The organism is Candidatus Magnetaquicoccus inordinatus (assembly GCF_004217665.1).
Lineage (GTDB): Bacteria > Pseudomonadota > Magnetococcia > Magnetococcales > Magnetaquicoccaceae > Magnetaquicoccus > Magnetaquicoccus inordinatus.
On the sequence record NZ_RXIU01000314.1, the window covers coordinates 1 to 2,929 of the forward strand.

Consider the following 2,929-nt stretch of genomic DNA (forward strand, 5'->3'; position numbering starts at 1 on the left):
AATTGGCAAATGCGCTTGCCATGCTCTCTGACTTGCCTCCGCTGCACTTTTCCTGTATTGCAATGGCCAATGCCATACAATAAAACCATGCTCTATCGATTTACCGCCCAAGGAGAGGGCTGTGCCACTCTTTCGTTATACGGCTCGCAATCCCCATGATCTGATCTCTGGCACCCTGCAGGCAGCAGACAGCGCCTCTGTGGCCCATTATCTGCTCAACAACATGATGGAGCCTCTCACCATCGAAGAGGTGGCAGAAAAACCCCTGCTCTGGCAAACACTCTCCTCACTCTTGCCCTCGCAACCAAACCTGGATGAGATGATCCTCTTTTCTCGGCAACTGGCTGCCCTTACCCAGGCCGGTGTGCCCATCATTCGCTCCCTGCAAACCATCCGCGAACATGCCCATCATCCACGCATGAACAGAGCTCTGGAAAGCATTATCGAACATCTCAACTCCGGACGTGATCTGACCTCCGCCGTGGCGCAACATCCGCAGATCTTCGGCCCTGTCATGCCCCGTTTGATCCATATCGGAGAACAAACCGGTCGTCTGGACTCTGCCTTTGAACAGATCCATACCTATTTGCAAAGAGATCGTGACAGCAAACGCCGACTGCAAACGGCTCTCCGCTACCCCCTGTTGGTCCTTTTCTCCGCTCTGCTCACCCTCCTGGTGGTCAATGCCTTTGTCATCCCCACCTTTGCTAAAATGTTTGCCCGCTTTGGTGCCGATTTGCCCCTCCTGACCCGCATGTTGATCGCCTCCTCCCAGTTTATTCAGCAGAGTTGGCCCTGGCTGCTTGCCCTCTTTCTTGCCTGTTTACTGGCCCTGCCAGTGGCTATGCGCAACCTGCGCATACGGCGCTGGTGGGATCGACAAAAACTGCAACTGCCCCTGGTGGGAAACCTGATCCAGCGCACCCTGCTCGCCCGCCTGAGCCGCACCTTTGCCATGGCCCAACGCTCCGGTTTGACTGTTACACAAACATTGGATATGCTAGAAGAAACTTTGGATAACCATTTTTTGGTCCAACAACTCTCCCTGATGCGTACAAGTGTGCAAGAAGGAGAGTCTTTGACTCAGGCGGCCCACCGCACTCTCCTCTTTCCCCCCATGGTTTTGCAAATGATCGCTGTGGGTGAACAATCGGGAAAATTGGATGAACTGCTGCAGGAAGTGGCTCTGTTCTATGACCGGGAGGTTGAATATGAGTTGCAGGCTCTCAATACCTTGCTGGAACCACTTTTGCTCGCCATCGTTGCTGTTGTCGTCTTGATCCTGGCTTTGGGCATCTTTTTGCCGATGTGGAATCTGGGATCCGTTGCTCTGGGAAGGAGATAAGATTGCTATGCCTGGCCGGACACCTTGTGCAGCAGAAAAAAATGACCGCCATCATGGCTTTACCTTGATTGAACTGATTATGGTCCTGCTGCTGCTCGGCATCCTCGCTGCCGTTGCCGCACCCAAATTTATCGATTTGAGCAGTGAGGCAGAGGTCGCCGCTGCCAACGGTATCTTTGCCGCGGCCCAATCGGCTGCCAGCATCAACTTTGCCGCCAACCGTGCCGGAAAAAATCTGACCATGATCAGCTCTGGAGCGACTCTTGCCGCTGCCCTTGACGGAGGAGCTCCCGAAGGCTGGTCTGCCTCTGGTAGTGGCTTGACGCACCATGGCAGCAATAATACCACCTATACCATCACCGTCAGCAGTGCCGAAACCATCTCCGCCAAGGCACAATTGACCCGCAACTGGTAATCTGAGAGCTGCCATGGCGCCTGCCGGTTTTACCCTGCTCGAATTGCTCTTGACCCTGCTGCTGCTCGCCATCCTGGCCGTGATAGCCACTCCCCAATGGCCAAGCTCCCTTTTGCTGGCTGCCCAAGCCGAACAGGTGGCACAAGATCTGCGCTATACCCAAGCCTTGGCCATGCAACGGCAACAAGACTACTCCATCCAATCGACCAATGAACATTATTATACCATTCGGGCAGCAGACAACCAAACCATCCCAGAGCCGCCCCCTGACCTCTCGCATGGGGTGGCTATCGACTCCTTCTCTTGCACCTTCCAAGCCAGCAGTGGTATACCCAACACCGCCACCCAGATCCATCTGCATCTGGCTGAGCAGACAGTGACCCTGCAGGTGAGTGCTCTGACAGGGACGGTTACTCTCCTGCCATGAAACAGATCTCTTGCCAACAAGGTGTCTCGCTCATAGAGTTGTTGCTCTGGATCATTGTCATCTCTCTCACGGCTACCGGAATAATCCCACTGTTTTTGCAAGTGCTTAACAATTTGCAGAGACCCATGGAAGCTGTGCAAGCCCATTTTTTGGCCCAGGCAGCAGCGGCCTGTTCAATATCTTCCTGATTGCAACTCTCACCTCCGTTGCCGGAAAATTTCTCGGTACCGCTCTGCCTGCCCACTGGATGGGCGAAGGATGGCCTGTTGCCTGCGCTCTGGGAACCTTGATGCAAACCAAAGGCATGATGGAGGTGGTTGTCCTCACCGTCCTCCTCGAAGCGCAAGCTCTCTCTGCCACCTGCTTCTCTGGACTGCTCTTCATGGCTATCGCTACCACCATCTTTACCGCACCGACCCTGCGTTTGACCTGCCATCTCACCTCCTTGCCCTGTCCCAGCAAAGCAACAGCAAACGATCCCTCTTCCAAAACCCATTGACCGATTCCACTCTCCTGACCAAGTGGCAAGCAGGCTGTAGATCAAGACTATTGAGAGCGACAACGAGAGAGTGCAAACAGATACAACGAGGAAAGATAACGACGCAGAGATCCCAGTTATAGCTTTGCTTACAATGGGGTAAACGCACACTCGCCGACTCATGGCTATCGCATTTGAAAATCAGAAAATTATTAGGGAGGTCCAGGAGGAGATTATCTCCTCCTGGTGGGTGCAGGGCAAAGC

General features: G+C 53.9%; 5 protein-coding genes. All 5 read left to right on the plus strand.

Going from position 1 to position 2,929, the window contains the following annotated elements:
- Positions 1–121: 121 nt before the first annotated feature.
- The gene (locus tag EJP87_RS15095; protein ID WP_130472688.1) at positions 122–1,345 is read left to right on the plus strand and encodes a type II secretion system F family protein; all 1,224 of its coding nucleotides are present in this window, start codon (positions 122–124) and stop codon (positions 1,343–1,345) included.
- 7 nt (positions 1,346–1,352) lie between these two features.
- Positions 1,353–1,760 carry a pilus assembly FimT family protein gene (locus EJP87_RS18880; RefSeq protein ID WP_130472689.1) on the plus strand — a complete coding sequence of 136 codons (408 nt, stop codon included), beginning with the start codon at positions 1,353–1,355 and terminating at the stop codon, positions 1,758–1,760.
- A gap of 13 nt (positions 1,761–1,773) precedes the next feature.
- Entirely contained in the window at positions 1,774–2,187 is a 414-nt protein-coding gene (locus tag EJP87_RS15105) for a prepilin-type N-terminal cleavage/methylation domain-containing protein (protein WP_130472690.1), read from the plus strand.
- The gene (locus tag EJP87_RS15110) at positions 2,184–2,375 is read left to right on the plus strand and encodes a type II secretion system protein (RefSeq protein ID WP_130472691.1); all 192 of its coding nucleotides are present in this window, start codon (positions 2,184–2,186) and stop codon (positions 2,373–2,375) included. Before EJP87_RS15105 ends, EJP87_RS15110 begins: the two co-directional genes overlap by 4 nt.
- A 101-nt stretch (positions 2,376–2,476) precedes the next feature.
- Positions 2,477–2,686, plus strand: a complete 210-nt coding sequence (locus EJP87_RS15115) for a hypothetical protein (RefSeq protein ID WP_130472692.1) — start codon at positions 2,477–2,479, stop codon at positions 2,684–2,686.
- Positions 2,687–2,929: the final 243 nt, after the last annotated feature.